General features: G+C 60.9%; 14 protein-coding genes. 1 reads left to right on the top strand and 13 read right to left on the bottom strand.

Annotated features, from left to right (window positions below; all coding sequences use genetic code 11):
- Positions 1-90: 90 nt before the first annotated feature.
- The 4 genes from OIL88_02275 to OIL88_02260 form a co-directional block, all read right to left on the bottom strand.
- Complete coding sequence (locus OIL88_02275) at positions 91-711, bottom strand: response regulator transcription factor (protein HJI71201.1); 621 nt, start codon at positions 709-711, stop codon at positions 91-93.
- Entirely contained in the window at positions 708-2201 is a 1494-nt protein-coding gene (locus OIL88_02270; protein ID HJI71200.1) for a hypothetical protein, read from the bottom strand. Before OIL88_02270 ends, OIL88_02275 begins: the two co-directional genes overlap by 4 nt.
- A 2-nt stretch (positions 2202-2203) precedes the next feature.
- Positions 2204-4087 (bottom strand): hypothetical protein, encoded by a 1884-nt coding sequence (locus OIL88_02265; GenBank protein HJI71199.1) that lies wholly within the window; start codon positions 4085-4087, stop codon positions 2204-2206.
- A gap of 142 nt (positions 4088-4229) precedes the next feature.
- Positions 4230-5660, bottom strand: coding sequence for a 6-phospho-beta-glucosidase (locus OIL88_02260; protein HJI71198.1), 1431 nt, complete (start codon positions 5658-5660; stop codon positions 4230-4232).
- 382 nt (positions 5661-6042) lie between these two features.
- Between OIL88_02260 and OIL88_02255 the strand changes: the two genes are divergently transcribed.
- Entirely contained in the window at positions 6043-7149 is a 1107-nt protein-coding gene (locus OIL88_02255; GenBank protein ID HJI71197.1) for an ATP-binding protein, read from the top strand.
- A gap of 197 nt (positions 7150-7346) precedes the next feature.
- Here the strand turns inward: OIL88_02255 and OIL88_02250 are convergent, their stop codons facing one another.
- The 9 genes from OIL88_02250 to OIL88_02210 all read right to left on the bottom strand — a co-directional run bounded on the left by OIL88_02250 (position 7347) and on the right by OIL88_02210 (position 15886).
- Positions 7347-7991, bottom strand: a complete 645-nt coding sequence (locus OIL88_02250) for a DUF4867 family protein (protein ID HJI71196.1) — start codon at positions 7989-7991, stop codon at positions 7347-7349.
- A gap of 135 nt (positions 7992-8126) precedes the next feature.
- On the bottom strand, positions 8127-8615 hold the full coding sequence (locus OIL88_02245; protein HJI71195.1) for an S-ribosylhomocysteine lyase: 489 nt from the start codon (positions 8613-8615) through the stop codon (positions 8127-8129).
- Positions 8616-8784: 169 nt separating this feature from the next.
- Positions 8785-10275 carry a glycerol kinase GlpK gene (gene glpK / locus OIL88_02240; protein ID HJI71194.1) on the bottom strand — a complete coding sequence of 497 codons (1491 nt, stop codon included), beginning with the start codon at positions 10273-10275 and terminating at the stop codon, positions 8785-8787.
- A 171-nt stretch (positions 10276-10446) separates the two neighbouring features.
- Positions 10447-11388 carry a transketolase family protein gene (locus OIL88_02235; GenBank protein HJI71193.1) on the bottom strand — a complete coding sequence of 314 codons (942 nt, stop codon included), beginning with the start codon at positions 11386-11388 and terminating at the stop codon, positions 10447-10449.
- On the bottom strand, positions 11381-12217 hold the full coding sequence (locus OIL88_02230; protein HJI71192.1) for a transketolase: 837 nt from the start codon (positions 12215-12217) through the stop codon (positions 11381-11383). The genes OIL88_02235 and OIL88_02230 overlap by 8 nt, the downstream gene beginning before the upstream one ends.
- A 2-nt stretch (positions 12218-12219) precedes the next feature.
- Positions 12220-13620: an L-fucose/L-arabinose isomerase family protein gene (locus OIL88_02225; protein ID HJI71191.1), complete on the bottom strand. Its 1401-nt coding sequence runs from the start codon at positions 13618-13620 to the stop codon at positions 12220-12222.
- Positions 13621-13901: 281 nt separating this feature from the next.
- Positions 13902-14219: a PTS lactose/cellobiose transporter subunit IIA gene (locus OIL88_02220; protein ID HJI71190.1), complete on the bottom strand. Its 318-nt coding sequence runs from the start codon at positions 14217-14219 to the stop codon at positions 13902-13904.
- 2 nt (positions 14220-14221) lie between these two features.
- Positions 14222-14524 (bottom strand): PTS sugar transporter subunit IIB, encoded by a 303-nt coding sequence (locus OIL88_02215; protein ID HJI71189.1) that lies wholly within the window; start codon positions 14522-14524, stop codon positions 14222-14224.
- 90 nt (positions 14525-14614) lie between these two features.
- Entirely contained in the window at positions 14615-15886 is a 1272-nt protein-coding gene (locus OIL88_02210) for a PTS transporter subunit EIIC (GenBank protein HJI71188.1), read from the bottom strand.
- Positions 15887-15941 lie beyond the last annotated feature (55 nt).

Raw genomic sequence — 15941 nt, 5'->3', positions numbered from 1 at the left:
GGATTGGCGGACACATCCGCGCACATGCCAGACGGGGTCGCAGGAGTTGATCCTGCGACCCCGTCACTTTGCGCCGATAGGTAACGAGCGTTAGCGCTCCATATTGGGGACGATGCTGCCCTCGGTCACCGCATGCACGGCCAGGCGCATGATGTTGTCGTAGCCGGTCTTGTTGAGAATCTCCGAGATGCGGCGCTTGATGGTGCCCTCGCTCATAAACAACTCGGCCGCGATCTCGCGACGGCTCTTGCCTTCGCAGGCAAGGCGCAAAATCGACAACTCAACGTCGTCGAGCGCCGCCGTGCCCGAAAAGATGCTTTCGGGCGGCTTGGGAAACGTGCAATAGCCCGCCAGCGTGGAGCGCATCACGGCAAAGAGCTCATCGATGCCGACGTTCTTGTACACAAAGCTGTCGACGCCTGCCTCGCGCGCCTGATCCACAAACGTAATCTCGGGCATGCCCGTCATGATAATGACGCGGCACTCGGGCAGCTGCTCTTTGATGCGCGCCGCCGCCACGATGCCGTTGGAATCGTGCTCGGTGCACACGTCCATCAAAATCATGTCCGGATGCTCCTTGAGCGCGACGTCCAAGGCATCTGAGGCATCGGCGATGGCGGCAACAACGGTCATGTCGGGCTGGTCCCCAACGGAGCGCGCGAGGCTCTCGCGCAGGATGGCCTGGTCTTCGACGATAAGGATACGAATCATGAGCTTCTCCTTTGGACCGTTGCGTTGGAGTTCAGCGGAATGGACACCGCAAGCGTAAAGGGCGGGGCGGCATGGACCTCCAGGCTGCCGCCCAGATTTTGCGCGACATGCCTCATACCAGGAATACCCGTTCCCTCGCGATACGATACGGGAGCAGGCGCGCCGTCGTTTGATACCGTCATGTGGGCAATGGCACCGCCATCCGACCCCTCCTGCCACAGGCGCACTTGGACTTGGTGAGCCTGCGCATGCTTGGTGGCATTGGTCGACGCCTCGCGGATAATCTGCAAAAAAGCGGCAGCGACGTGTGCATCGTCCGGAAGCGATCCATCCACATCGATCTGCACGCTCACCAGGCCAAAGGCATGAACGATATCGCCGAGCTGCTCCGCCGGCTCGCTGTCGCCACCGCTACGCAGGTCGGCGGCAATCGAGCGCAGCAGCGGGTCAATCTGCTCGAGCGACTCGTCATCCAGACGCCCCTCCTCCAAGTATCGATGGAGAATGGACAGGCGCTGCCCGATCACGTCGTGTACGCGGGCGCGCATACGCAGGTAGGCCGCATTGTCGGCAACCTTTTTGACTTCTTCGATCTGGGCCTGGAGCTCTTGGCCCGCAAGCTCGAGCAGGTGGTTGGCCTGCGCCAGACGGTCGTGGGCATGTGCGTACTCCGTCACGTCCAAGCCGATAATGCGCTCAAAGGGGCGGCCCGAAACCATAACCTCATCGCACGCGAACAGACGAATCTCGGAGGGGGAAACCTCGACCACCGCACGTGCCTCCCCAAAGCGGTCCAGGTCGATTCGAACGCGGTTTTTGCTGCTCTCGGGCATCTGCGCACTGAGTTTTCGAAGACCGCCCCACGTATCGCTCATGTCGTGCAGGTCGGTGGGCATGTGAAGCTCCACAAGGTTCCTGCGCATGCAGCGGTTCATGAGCAGCGGGCGGCCCTTCGAATCCAGATACAGAATGCCGACGGGGATCACGTTAATAGTCTCGATCGTCGAAAACGCCGTGATGTCCTCCTGGCGGTTGCGCACGTCCATCAAAAGCGCCGCGACGGAGCGGAACAGGAAGAACGCGCCCTCCGCGATAAGGACTGCGGGCCACGCCGAACCCATGACGTAAACAACCGGCGGCGTCGCGGCGGCAACAAGCAGCAGCTCAACCATCATGACGGGACGACGATAATGCACCATAAGGACTACGCCATAGGCGGCAATCGCGGCGTTGAACCATAGCAGCGCGCCCGCCGCCTCGGCGACGACATAGAGCGGCGCCACCAGATACGACCCGCTCGACGCGAACAAGATGACGGCCGAGATAATCAAGTGCAGCACAAGGCTCGACTCATAGACGCAAAACACTTTGCGGTTGTAAGACGAACGACGCGATGCGATGAGCGGAACATGGATGGTCTGCAGGCATGCCACCAAGGCAAAGAGCACATCGAGTGCAACGATCTGGGGAAGGATAAGCGGCATCTGCATCATCACTCACCCGCCCGCGGCATCAGCACGATCATACGCAGCTGACCGGCCTCGCCCTCAAGACGATACGCCACGTTACGCCCCTGCAGTGCAACCTCGAGCTCGTGCGCGGCGGGCGTCTGCGACAAGTCTTCCTCGTCGTTGGAAAAGAGTGTGGCACGCAGCTCCACGCTGCACGAATCGTGTTCGCTCAGATGGTGCATGAGTGCCGGATGATCGGTGGTGTAGGCGAAAAACGCAAAGTCATACACGCAGTCGTACAGCGCGCCTACCGCACTGGCATGCATCGGACGCTGTATGGCGATGATCGAAGCGCAGTCGACATCGATGGTGCGCAAGTCACTTGCCAGCTCGTTGGCAATGAGTTGGATGCGATCGCGGTCAAATCCGCTTTCCCCATGCTGCGCCAACGTGAGCGAGCCCTTGCGTTTGCAATAGGCGACGAGCATCTTGGCACATTGCAGCATGCGATAGCGCTCATGCGAGGATGCCTCATCGGTTAACGGCGGCAGCGAGCCCAGCAGCCCATACATCTCATCGAGCGCGCGGGCAAGCGCCTGGTCGACATCTTTGACCAGCAAGGCCTCGGCCTCCTGGTCGGCAAGATGCGTCTTAAGATCGTAGTCGGCCGTAAGTAGCTCGTTTTGGCGCTGCAATTCCATGCGCCGGTACGCCAGCTCGCGATTGAGCTCGTTGAGCTCCGATACGTCTTGGGCGAGCAATGCCGATCCGCCTAGCAGTGGGAAGGCGCGGTACATCACATCGGGATCGGACGCCACGGTAAAGGCGTGGGCATGCCCGTGCTCCTGAGCGCGCAGCTCTTCGCGCACACCCGCCGGAATCGGCTTTGATACCGGCGTGGCATAGACTTCCTGCAGGTCGCGCGTTATAACTTTAAGATCGAGCGGCAGGGTGTCGAAAATGTTGGCAATGCCGTGGTACGACGGAATGACGCCGCAATCGAGGCAAATCTCGAGCGTCACCACGCACAGCACGCAATAGACGAGCGAAAAGTTGAGCTTCCATGCCCAAGGCACGCGCAGGGCGTACGAAATGGCAAAGAACGCGCCGCCCAGCAGCACGAGTGCCGCCGTGCCCGAAAAACGTTGGATACGGAAGGACGATGACCGACCCACCAAAATGAAAAAGGCGACAAAGTTAAAGGCCGTCCATATCAGAACGGCAAAATAGCCCCAGCCGTACGTGTAATCGTTACTCCAGGTTTCACTCGAGCGATCGAAATGAAAGACCTGTTGGTGAAAATCGTTGGTAAGCACAAACCCAATGAGCAGGATGGCCGCGATCCACAGGGCTGTGCGGTAGCGGCGACCCGCACGATGTTGCTCCAACCCTGCAAGGCGCAGGCCGCACAGCTGGTAGAGGAGCGGAATGAGCGTCATGGGCACGTAGTACAGGTACCACAGCACGGTGGCATAGAACGGCGTGAACGACTTGTACTTGAGGATGACCTCGATCATCCACAAGGCGCTGATGGTGGCAACGGCAACGAGGCGCCGGCGCAAGACGTAATCCAGACAGCGCAGATAGACCAGCACACCCCAGATTGAGAACGCGACGGCAGCGAGGAGCAGCGAAATCGAGCTCGAATGGATAAGCCCGTCCACGACTTCTTTGGACACCTCGTTATAGATGGGCACGGTGTTGGAGAGCTTGGGATCGGAAGCGAATAACGCCGGCAAGACCGCCAATAGCAGAAGAAACAGTGCGGTTATGACGCCGGCAATGACGAAGGCGCGGCGACGGTACACCAGGTGCGTTATGCCAACGAGGAATCGCGGCATGGCGAAGAGCCTGCCGCCCCTGGGATCCGCCACCGGCGCGGATCGGGCGACCGCATGGCCGATATGTCGCTCACGGGTACCCATAGTGCTTTTAGCGTACCGACAGGCAGGCTCAAAAAACGGGCCGCATGTCCCAAAATCCACAGACGGCAGAACGCCCGACGAGCACAAACTGCTCGCCGGGCGCCTTGGTTAGGAGACTCTGAAGTCGAGTGTCTCAGCTTCCTTAGGACAGGTCCTCACCATTCGTCTCGATGACGTGCTTGTACCAGTCGAAGCTCTTCTTTTTGGAGCGCTTGAGGGTGCCGTTGCCCGCATCATCGCGGTCCACATAGATAAAGCCGTAGCGCTTGGACATCTCGCCCGTGCCGGCAGACACCAGGTCGATCGGGCCCCAGGTGGTGTAGCCCAGCAGGTCAACGCCGTCCTCGGTCACCGCATCGCGTATCGCGGCAATATGCTGGCGCAGGAAGTCGATACGGTAATCGTCGTTGATGGAGCCATCCTCCTCGACAACATCCTTGGCGCCCAGACCGTTCTCGACCACAAACAGCGGCTTCTGATAACGGTCGTACAGGTCGTTAAGGGTGATGCGGAAGCCCAGCGGATCGATGGCCCAGCCCCACTGGCTCTCCTGCAGGTAGGGGTTCTTGGCGCCGGCGAAGGCGTTGCCCTGGGTGCGCTCGACATCGGGGTTATCGGCACCGGCAGAGCAGCGGGTGCTGTAGTAGCTAAAGCTGATGAAGTCGACGGTGTTGGCGGCCAGGACCTCGCGGTCCTCGTCCGTCATGCCCACATCGATGCCCAGACGCTCGAGCTTCTTGACGGCATAGGCCGGGTAGTAGCCGCGGCTCTGGACGTCGACGAAGAAGTAATTGTCCTGGTTGTCGAGCTGCGCCTGGCGCACGTCGCCCGGACGGCAGCTGTAGGGGTAGTAGCTACCTGCGGCGAGCATACAGCCGATCTTGACCTCAGGATCGATCTCGTGAGCGATCTTGGTTGCCCAAGCGCTGGCGACGAGCTCGTTGTGGGCGGCCAGGTACTCGACGGTCTCCTTGTTCTCGCCCTCCTCAAAGACCAGACCGGCACCCATGAACGGCAGGTGCAGAATCATATTGATCTCGTTGAAGGTAAGCCAGTACTTCACCAAGCCCTTGTAGCGGGTGAAGATCGTGGTCGCGAGATTCTTGTAGAAGTCGATAAGCTTGCGGTTGCGCCAGCCGCCGTACTCCTTGATGAGGTGAATCGGGCAGTCGAAGTGCGTGATGGTCACGAGCGGCTCGATGCCGTGCACCTGGCACTCGCGGAATACGTCCTCATAGAAGGCCAGGCCAGCCTCGTTGGGCTCGGTCTCGTCGCCGTTGGAGAAAATGCGGGTCCACGCCAGGCTCATGCGGAAGGTCTTAAAGCCCATCTCGGCAAAGAGGGCGATGTCCTCCTTGTAATGGTGATAGAAATCGATGCCGGTCTGCGCGGGATAGTAATAGCCGTCCTCGAAGTCGAGCATCTTGCGCTGGCCGGAGACCACCGCATAGCGCTCGGGGCCGTGCGGAGCCACGTCCACGTTGGCAAGGCCGCGGCCGTCCACGTTGTAGGCGCCCTCGCACTGGTTGGCAGCCGTCGCGCCGCCCCACAGGAAGTCATTACGGAAAGCCATGCATCAATCCTTTCGCACGCTGTTGTCATAGGCTCAGTATCTCTGCAAACGGGGTACCACTCAACGACAACAGCGCGGGTCGACACTTCTTTTCGCGTGCAGGCGCCCGGCAGCCACCCCACCTGACACTTTTTGATACCTGCCTGCCCCAACCACCACAAAGGGGACAGGCACCTTTGTGGTGGTTTGGGGCGGTTTGTCTCGATCTGTAACAGGTAGAAACGATTTGGCCCGCTAGATGTTACAGATCGAGACAGAAGATTCTAGTCGCAGGCGATGTCGAGGTTCTTGCCGATGAGGCCTACGTAGCCGCCTTCGCCGGCGGGATATTTGACTGAATAGGGAAAAAAGGAAAAAATAGGAAAAAAAGGAAAGGAGACTCATGACTGAAACCATCTTCTCCCCCTCATTTGGAAATCGCCCGTCCTATCTGGTGGGGCGCGGGAGCGTGATTTCGACATTCATCTCCGGCCTTGAGCAGGAGCCGGGCAATCGAGACCGGGCTATGCTCATGCTCGGCCAGCGAGGCAGCGGCAAAACGGTTCTGCTGTGGGAACTTGCCGATCGCGCACGCAAGCTCGGCTTTGTTGTCGCCACGCCCACCGTAGCCTCCGAGGATATGCTCGAGCGCATTGTTGAGAAAATCCAGGAAGCGGGCGAGCCCTACGCCAACAAGCATCGTCTCCCCAAACTTGCGGGCGGCAGCCTGAGCGTCTTCGGCTTCTCAGCCGGCCTTGAGTTCACGCGCGATGTGCAGGAAACCAAAAGCTTCCAGTTCAAGCTCACGCAGCTGGCGCGCAAGCTGACCGAGCAGGGACACGGCATCCTCATCCTCATCGATGAGCTCCAGGCCAATTCGCCCGAGATCAGACAGCTCGTCACCGCCTATCAAGAGCTGGTCGGCGAGGGGCTCAACGTCGCGCTCGTCATGGCGGGCCTCCCGGGAGCAGTCTCCGCGACACTCAACGACCGCGTACTAACATTTCTCAACCGCGCACGCAAGGTCACGCTCGAACCGCTTTCAGTTGGAGATGTGGATGCCTACTATCAGCGAGCTTTCGAAGAGCTCGACCTTGATATTCCAGGCAATCTTCGGCTGGACGCTGCTCGCGCAACTCAGGGCTCGCCCTACATGCTGCAGCTCATCGGCTACAACATCGCCAATCGTTGCCAGGCAGGAGAACACGTAACGCCAGAGCAAGTCGACGGAGCAATCGAAGCGTCAAAGGCCGATTTCGAAAACGATGTGTGCGAAACGACACTCGCCGCGCTATCGGACCAAGATGTTGCGTTTCTCGCTGCAATGACTGATGACGAAGCCGCCGTGTCTCGCATTTCTGATGTTGCGAAGCGCATGTCAGTCACACCGGACTACGCACAAAAGTATCGCCGGCGCCTCATCGACGCCGGCGTAATCGAACAGGCGCGCCGCGGTTACGTGCGTTTCGCCGTACCATATATGGCTGACTACCTGCGCAGCCAACTCTAGGCAGCCACCACAATGGGAACAGGCACCTTTGTGGTGGATTGGGCCCGGTTTGTCTCGATCTGTAACAGTTGGGCCGCCAAAATCGGGCGTGGTGTTACAGATTGAGATTGTTCGGTCTTTCCCCTGCAGTTTGTCTAAATCTGTAACAGGTAGAGACGATTTAGCCCGCCAGATGTTACAGATTGAGACGGGAGATTCTAGTCCACGGCGATGTCGAGGTTCTTGCCGATGAGGCCTACGTAGCCGCCCTCGGCAGCCTTGGGGCTATCGGCGTGGCAGAGAACCCACTTGTCGGCCTTCCAGTAGCAGTAGCTGTCGCCAGCCGCGGGCATATCGGCCGCAGCCTCGGGGCGCGGACCATTGGTGCCAGCGGGCAGCGCCACCATCACCTGGAAGCCACCGTCATCGACCATGCACGGCGTGTAGTGAAGCGTGGTGTTGAAGACCTCGACAACCGTACCCGCCGGCACGCGGAACGCCTTGACGCACGCAGTATCGAGCTTGCCGTCCTCGATCTCCCAGCGATGTGCCACGAGCAGGATAAAGTCGCGGGCGCCCAGGTTAAACTCGCTGGCGCGGTGATATTCCAGGCAGTTGAGTCGTGTATTGTGGCCGTTGCACCAGCCGAGCTGGAAGGGACGGCCACCAAACATGAGAAAGCCAAGCTTGTCGGCATCCTTGACGCCCTCGAGCTCCGGCGCACTTGCTACGTACTTGCTGCCCGCGGGAATGGGCGTGGCAGAGAGCGCCTCGAGCACGGGCAACGTGAGCTCGGACGGAACGTCATCCCAAACGTTGCCATAGGACTTGAACTCGGGATCTGATACAGAGTAGATATGCATGCTCGCTCCTGTTCGTTTATGTGACAGTATGAACATTCTAGAACTATCTCGTTCCGTTTTGAGCGCCCAGCATGAAAAAGCGCCCCACAAAGAGCGAGAGCACTTCTGGCGCAAACGCTATTCCTGTCAGCAGCCTTACGCCCGCTGATAGTGCAGGTGCTTCTCGTCGATATCGGCCAGGTCGCGGTCGAGATAGCGGCGCGCGAGCCAGTTTGCCATGGGGAGGTTCTGGTCCAGGTAGTTACCGCACTCCTCGGGAGCGGCTCCGGGGACATCACCCTCAAAGTCGGCGACAAACTCGAACAGCTCACGCACGAGCGGCAGAATCTCCTCGCTCGTCAGCTCACCAAACACGACGAGATAAAAGCCCGTGCGGCAGCCCATAGGGCCAAAGTAGACAATGCGGCTCGACCACTCGGCATGATTGCGCAGGAACGTCGCGCCCAGGTGCTCGATGGTGTGGCACTCGGCCGTGTTCATGACCGGCTCCTTGTTGGGCGTGGTCAGGCGCAGGTCAAACGTGGTGACGGCGGCGCCGGTCGCCGGATCGCGGTCGATACGACTCACATACACGCCGGGCTCAAGCAGCAGATGGTCAACGGAAAAACTCGCGATACGCTCCATGGCAGATCCTCTCGATAGTCAATTTAGGACGGGGCTCTTTTAGCTGGTTGGAATGGTCGCACCAATCATACCAGTCAAAAAAGCCCCGTCTCAAATGAGCTGCCAAGGACGGGGATCAATGAGTTTTTAATCCCCGTCCCAGAAAAATCCTTGGGCGCCGCGCAGCCGCCTAGGCAGTGTAGGCGATAGTCGCGTCGACAGCATGGCGCCAGCCGGCGATCTTTTTGGCTCGCTCGTCGGCGGGCATCGACGGCTCCACGATGCCGCGGGCGCCGTAGACGTCGACGACATCGCGCGTGTACATGTCCAGCGCAATGCCGCAGGCCCAGGCCGCACCCAGGCCGCTCATCTCGTCGTTGCTCGCGATGCGGATGGGCGAGCCAACCAGGTCGCTCTCAAACTGCATCAGGTACGCATCGCGCGTGGGACCGCCGTCAACACGAAGTTCGGCCAGCGCCACGCCCGAATCCTCGACCATCGCATCAATCACGTCAAAGATCTGATAGGCGATCGACTCGTCGGCGGCCTTCACGAACTCCGCGCGACCCGTGGTGCGCGTCATGCCAAAGACGCAGCCCTCGGCGTCACTCGCCCAGTGCGGCGCGCCCAGACCGGTAAACGCCGGCACAAAGTAGACGCGGCTCGCCGGATTGGCGGCGTAGCACAGGTCGGTAACTTCCTCGGGGTTATTGATGAGCTCCAGATCGTCGCGCAGCCACGTCTTGACGGCGCCGGCGTAGCTCACGTTGCCCTCGAGCACGTACTCGGTCACGCCGTCCATGCGCCATGCGAGCGAGCTCGAAAGCCCGTGCGAGCTGGCGACGAACTCGTCGCCGACGTTCATCATGACCGAGCTGCCGGTGCCATAGGTCGCCTTGGCCATGCCGCGGCTATGGCAGCCCTGCGCAAACAAGGCGGCATGGCTGTCGCCGAGCACGCCGTGAATGGGCACGGGTGCCGGCAAAAAGCCGCCCAGGTCCGTCATGCCAAACAGGCCATCGGAATCGGTCACCTGTGGCAGGCAGGCCACGTCAACGCCAAAGGCCTCGCACACCGGCTCGCTCCAGCAGCCACGGCGCAGGTCAAAGAGTTGCGTGCGGCTGGCGTTGGACCAGTCGCAGCGGAACTCCGCGCCGCCCGTGAGCGTCCAGACCACCCAGGCATCGATGGTGCCCAGGCACAGCTCGCCCGCTGCAGCGGCCTCGGCAGCCGCGGGAACGTTCGCGAGGATCCAGGCCATCTTGCCCGCCGGGTAGTAGGGCGAGAGCACTAGACCCGTCGTGTCGCGCACCAGCTCGGCCACGCCCTCGCGCGCGGCCAGCTCGTCGCACAGCTCGCGGGCGCGGGCGCACTGCCACACCACGGCGTCGCACAGCGGCTCGCCCGTCGTGCGGTTCCAGGCAACGGTGGTCTCGCGCTGGCTGGAAATGCCGATGCCGGCGACGTCGGCCGGGTCGACCCCGGTCTCCTCCACCACGGCACGCGCCACGGCAAGCACGTTGGCGGCGATCTCGGCCGGATCATGGCTCACCCAGCCAGCCTCGTTGACGATCTGGCGGTGCGCACGGTCGGCACGATGAATCAGATGGCCGCCCTCGTCCACCAGCAGCGCCTTGGTGCCCTGCGTAGACTGATCGATTCCGATGATGTATTTGCTCATGTACTCTCCTGTCTCCCCCACCGATTCAAAAACTAAAACCCGACGGACAAGGAGCGAGCGGCCACCAAGTGCCGCAGATTGCCGTGAAAGAGGAGCGCCGCGTACTTTGTGTACGCAAGCGACGGTTTGAACGGCAAGGTGCGGTGCTTGGCGGCCGCGCAGCGCCTGTTTCTACTGGTTGCCGAGGAACTCGGCAACCGTCTTGGCAATTCCGGCGCCCGTGAGGCCGTAGTGCGCGAAGACCTCGGGCGAGGTACCGGTGATGACCGGCGCGTCGGGCAGGCTCAGGCACTTGACCGGACGCGGGCAATGCTCGCCCACGACCTGCGCAACCATGGAACCCAGGCCACCGAAGGGGCTGTGCTCCTCGACGGTCACGACGGCGCGCGTGGCGCCGGCGGCCTCGATCACGGCCTCGGCGTCGAGCGGCTTGACGCAGTACATGTCGAGCACCGTTGCCGAGATTCCCTGCTCGGCCAGCAGATCGGCGGCGTCCACGGCGTGGCGGACCATCTCGCCGGTGGCGACGATCGTCACATCGGTGCCGCGACGCACCCAGGTGGCGCGATCCATCTGGAACGGACACTCGTCCTCGGTGTACACGTCCTCGACCGGGTTGCGCCCCACGCGGATGTAGGCCGGCTTGTTGTCGGCTACCAGGGCGCGCACAAGCTCGCCGGTCTGGAAGCGGTCGCTCGGCAGATACACGCGCATGTTGGGAATCGCGCTCATAGCGGCGATATCCTGCGCAGAATGGTGGCTCATACCCAGGGCGCCATAGGACACGCCGCCCGAGATGCCGATGAGCTTGACGTTGGTGTTGGAGTACGAAACGTCGACCTTGCACTGCTCATACGAACGCGTGGTCACAAAGGACGCCGGCGAGGCGGCCCAGGTCTTCTTGCCGCACGAGGCCATGCCGGCGGCGATGCTCACCAGGTCCTGCTCGGCAATGCCGACCTCAATGGACTGCTGGGGATACTGATCGAAGAACGGCGTGAGCGACGCGGAGCCGCGGGAGTCGGAGCACAGGACGACGATGTCTTTATCGGTTGCGGCGGCCTCGAGCAGCGTGTCGCAGATAACCTTGCGGTTGGCGATCTTGTTAGCCATTGATAGCCTCCTTATGGGCAGCGAAATCGGCGATGATCTGGGCATATTCCTCATCGTTGGGCAGGTGATGATGCCAGGCGGCCTTGTCCTCCATAACCGGCGAGCCGTAGCCCTTCACCGTGTTGAGGATGATGACCGTGGGCTTACCCTTGGTCTCGGCGGCCAGCGTCAGCGCGGCGTCGATGGCCTGGACGTCGTTGCCCGGAATGGACAGCACGTTCCAACCGAAGGCGGCCCAGCGCTCCTCCTGCGAATCCTGCTTCATGACGTCCTCGGTGCTGCCGCTGATCTGCAGGCGGTTGCGGTCCACGAGCGCGCACAGGTTATCGAGCTGGTAGTTGCCGCCGCTCATGGCGCCCTCCCAGACCGAGCCCTCGGCAAGCTCGCCGTCGCCCATGATGGTGTAGACGCGGTAGTCGCGGCCATCCATCTTGCCGGCAAGCGCCATCCCGACGGCCACGGGCAGGCCGTGACCCAGCGAGCCCGAGTTCATCTCGATGCCCTTGAGCTTGTTGTTGGGGTGGCCGATGTAGGGGCTGCCGAACTTGGAGAAGCGGGCCTTGACGTCATCGAGGTCAAGATAGCCCTCGTGGCAGAGCACCGCGTAGTAGGCCTCCATGGCGTGGCCCTTGGAGAGCACGAAGCGATCGCGGTTGGGATCGTCGACGGTCTCGGGAGAAATGTTGAGGTGGTTGGCGTAGAGGGTCATGAGGGCATCGATGACCGACATGTCGCCGCCGATGTGCCCGCCGGCGCCAGCCATGATGATATCGACGCAATCGCGGCGAAGGTCCCAACGCAGGGATTCAAGCTCTTCGATAGTTGCCATTTCTACTCTCCTCGCAGGTAAGCTTTGACGTCTTCTTCAATCGGGTCGTATAAGTCGGGGGCAATGCCGATGTACTTGCACGCCTCGTAGAGCACCGGCACCACGTTGGCGTGGATGGCGACACAGTGGTGGATGTAGGGACCCTCGACGATCTTGGCCTCGAGGCGCTTGAGGTTTTCGACCTCGACCCACAGGTAGGTGCCCATGCCGGCCGGGCCGTCGATGCCGCGGGCGTTGCCCAGCAGCAGCGAGTACTCGCCGTTGTCGCCGTCAAAGCGGGCAAGGGTGAGGCCGCCGTGCTTGGCCTCGGCCGTCAGCGCGCCGGGGTGATCGAAAGCCAGCGGGTAAGTGAGCTTGGGCTTGACGGCCGCGCAGCTGCAGGGCCAGGGGCCGCAGTGCTGCAGCAGCTCGCCGTTCTCGTTGTCGGGATGACGCACGGTCCAGTCGGCGAACATGCCGCGGTGACGGCCCAGGTCGGCGGCCTCGACCATCAGCGCTGTGATGGCGCCATGGATGTCGGTCTCGCAGACGACGGGGATACCCATCTCGTTGAGGATGGCGTTGGCGGCGCAGGGCATAATGCCCAGCTCGTCCTGCAGGGCGTTCCAGCACTGGATGGCACCGGCGTTGCAGCCGTACTTCTCGACCAAGCGCTTCATGGCGATGGCAAGACCGGCCACAGCGGGGACCTTATCCTCGGGGATGCAGATCTCAAAGCTGTCGGCAATGTGGGCGAGCATAGCTGCCATGGCTTGCTCGTCGGCCTGGGCGTCGCGCACGGCCTGGACAAGCTCGGTCATGGGGATGGGCGAAAGCTGAATGTTGAACTTCTCGAGCAGCTCGCCCTCGTTGCACATGGTGGACCAGAAATCGAACGGACGGGTGGCCATCTGCAGGATGCGGGTGTGCTTGAAAGTCTTGACCACGTTGCACACGGCCAAAAAGTCCCAGACACCGCGCTCGAACTCGGGATCGGTCAGACGGCAGTTGGTCATGTAGGTGAAGGGAACCTGGAAGCGACGCAGGACCTTGCCGGTGGCGAACAGGCCGCACTGGCTATCGCGCAGACGGGTGCCGTCGGGCTCGGGGCGCTCGTCGCGCGGACCCCACAGCAGCACGGGCAGGCCGAGCTCGCGGGCAAGGCGGGCGCAAACATACTCGGTACCAAAGTTGGCGTGGCAGAGCATGATGCCATCGACGCCCTCGGCGCGGAACTTCTCGACGATAGGCGCGATATGGCTGTCGTCGAACAGCAGGCCCTCGTCGTTGATGTCGTCGATATCCACGATGTCGACGCCGATCTCGCGCAGGCGATCAGCCGTAAGGCCGCGATACTTGATCGCGTCCGGCGCGCTAAAGATGCTGCGGCGCGTGGGCACAAAGCCGAGCTTGATCTTATCCATGTACGTCCTCCCCTAATACGTGTTCAGTAAACAGACGCGTGTTTCGTTTTGTTCTGTTTACTAAATGTTTTACTCTTCTGTTTAGAAGTTTAGCGCGAAATACCCGTAGACGGTAGATAAATCAGCCTAAACGGTATGTAAACAAACTGAACATACAAGGGGAACAAAAAGAGGGCCCCGAAGGACCCTCTCTATCCGCATATGTATGTACGCGAAATCAATACCGCCCTATTCCCGCGAGCACACCGCCCGCGGGGGTAATCTGGCTGCAAGGCCCGTGGTTACGCGCCCATCTTGCGATAGACGTCCACGAACTCCTTGGCAAGGATGCCAAAGCCCTCGGCACTCATAAGCTGATCCTCGGCATGGACAACCAAAAGATCGATGCTCAGGTTCTCGCCAGCTGCAGTCTGCTGGACAAGGCCACCGTGAGCCGCGTGACCCTCGGCATAGTGCTGCTGGCCCTCGGCGATCTTCGCCTCGGCCTCTTCGAACTTGCCATCACGAGCTAGGTGAATCGCATCGATGTAGCAGCTGCGCGCGCAACCGACGCCTGCAATGATCTGAAAGCTCTGAAGCTGAATCTCTTCTGCCGTCATACCTACAGTCCCATCAGTTCCTTGGCCTGGGCCAGAGCCTTGGCGCCGTCCATCATGCCGTAGATGGCCATGGGGATCACGCCGACCGGTACCTCGGGGCATGCGGCAGAAACCTCGTCCTTGGCATAGCCAACCTGCGGCCCAAGCAGGATGCAGTCGGCATTGCGTCCGATGGTGGCAGCCTCGCTGACGGCGTGGGCGGAGACCTCGCACTCCAAGCCCTCGGCGTCGGCAGCCTTCTTGATGTTCTTCATGATGATGCTCGTGGACATGCCACCGGCGCACATAAGAACGATGTTTTTCATTGCAGTTCCTTTCCTGTAACCCCTCACAGGGACTTATATGTTTCGGCAATCAACGCGATCGGCCGAACCTACGAACTTACGGACAATGACCTACTCGGCAGAAGCCTTTGCGGCGGCCTCCTCCTCGAGGGCCTCCTTGTCGGCCATCTTGACAAACGGGATGAACAGCAGGGCAACGGCGAGAATCGCAGCGCAGACAATGACAACCAGACCAGGACCGCCGATGAAGAAGTCGGTGATGGGCAGCGGCACGACGAACGGCATATTGACCGTCGGGTTATACGCGTTGCCAAGACCCAGCAGCAGGCCAATGGCGGCAACGGCGCATGCAACCGGCTTGAGCAGGATGTAGGGGATGAACATATAGGGGTTCATGGCGACGGGCGTACCAAAGATGATGGGCTCGGAGATGTTGAAGATGGCAGGCACCAGAGCGACCTTGGAAAGCGTCTTGTAGCGCTCGGACTTGGCCGTGAGCAGTGCAAGCTCCATGCCCAGGGCGTCAACAGAACCCACGGAGAACATAACGATGAACGGCAAATACGGAAGCGGCTGGCCGGCAAGGTATGCCTCGACGTTGGCCAGAGCGCACGTCGAGACGACCGGCATGTACACGCTCATCAGGACGCTGGGATGTACACCAAAGAAGAACAGCAGGTTGCACAGGATAAAGTAGACGACGACGGCCCACGGGCTGGAGCCCAGGAACATAACGGGCACCGCAATGGTGGAGTTGATGAGGTTAAAGACATCGCCGTAGCTCGTCAGGCCCATGCCCCACTTAAGCAGCGCGGCCGAGGTAAAGATGACGATGGCGCAGAACATCGGGGACAGCGAGTCGTTGACGAACTGCGGAACGGAATCGGGCATGGGAATGGCGATATGCTTCATAAGGAAGTTGAGCGCCTTCGGCACGATCAGCGCCACGAGTAGGGCCACGAACAGACCCGAGCTGCCCAGGTAACGGGTGGTGATGAAGGTCGAGCCGTCCTCGGCATGGCCCAGCGGGATCAGCAGGAGCAGAACGCCAATGGACGCAACCGTCGTCGTAAGGCCCTTGTTCTCAAGCACCTTGCCGTAGGAGTACGAAACCGAAGCGCACATGTAGATGGCACCGAGGTTCATGGTGACGACCAACACATCGGCAATCGTCGCCGACATGCCAGTGCCGGTAAGGAACGCCTGCAGCGGCGGGATCGGCAGTCCGTTGATGATGGAGAGCAGCGCCACGCCCAGCGTAACGGGCATGGTCGCCATCATGCCGGACATAAGGCCCTTTACGCCCTTAAAGCTGCTCACTTTGTGGGCAATGGGGCCCACGTGCTTCTCGAGGAAGCCCTGCATCGAATCGAGAACGCTCATTTCGTGTTCACTGATCCTCTCTAAACGATTCATCTAGCTGTCAAGCGGGAAATTG

The sequence above is a fragment of the Coriobacteriaceae bacterium genome (assembly GCA_025992855.1).
Lineage (GTDB): Bacteria > Actinomycetota > Coriobacteriia > Coriobacteriales > Coriobacteriaceae > Collinsella.
This window is presented reverse-complemented; position numbering and strand designations above follow the sequence as displayed.